General features: G+C 44.8%; 1 protein-coding gene. It reads left to right on the top strand.

Annotated elements, in window-relative coordinates; genetic code table 11:
• Window positions 1-940 (top strand): hypothetical protein (locus OA79_RS17755; RefSeq protein WP_156486300.1); only part of this gene is annotated, 940 nt, incomplete at both ends.

The raw sequence follows: 940 nt of genomic DNA, 5'->3' as shown, positions 1-940 counted from the left end.
TGGCACAAGACGGCACCTTAACCATTCAAACCAACAAAGTGGATAACCAAGGTTCCTTGGCAGGTAAAGGCATTACGATTGATGCCACCGAACTGAGCAACAGTTCAGCTAACGCCAAGATGTATTCAACGGATGCAATGGCGTTGAATGTACAAGGTAACGTCACTAATGAAGATGGTGCTCTGGTTCATGCGGATACTGATCTGATCTTAGATGCCGAGGGCAATCTCACCAATACAGATTCCACGATTGAAGCTTTAAACCAGGTCGACATCAAAAGTCAGAACCTCACCAGCTCTGGGACGATTCTGGCGCAAGACGGCACCTTAATCATTCAAACCAACAAGGTCGATAACCAAGGAACCTTGGCTGCTAAAGGCATTACGATTGATGCCACCGAACTAAACAATAGTTCGGTTAACGGTAAAGTCTATTCAACAGACAAACTCGATCTCAACATTACTGGCGATGTCACGAATAAAGATGGTGCTCTGGTACATGCGGATACTGATCTGACTTTAGATGCTGAGGGCAACCTCACCAACATAGATTCCACGATTGAAGCTTTGAATACTATCGACATCAATGCAGAGAATATCGCGAGTTCAGGCACCGTCTTAGCCCAAGATGGTACCTTAACCATTCAAGCTAACAAGGTGGATAACCAAGGTGCTTTGGCGGGTAAAGGCATCACGATTAATGCCACCGAACTAAACAACAGTACGGTTAACGGTAAAGTCTATTCAACAGATAAGCTTGATTTAAACATCGCTGGAAACGTCACAAATACAGATGGCGCTTTGGTTCATGCGGATACTGATCTGATCTTAGATGCCGAGGGCAATCTCACCAACAAAGATTCCACGATTGAAGCTTTAAATACTATCGACATCAATGCAGAGAATGTCACGAGTTCAGGCACCGTCTTAGCCCAAGATGG

The sequence above is a fragment of the Marinomonas sp. TW1 genome, assembly GCF_001625355.1.
Taxonomy (GTDB): domain Bacteria; phylum Pseudomonadota; class Gammaproteobacteria; order Pseudomonadales; family Marinomonadaceae; genus Marinomonas.
Note: the sequence above shows the minus strand (reverse complement) of the source record. Positions and strands in the feature narration are given on the sequence as shown.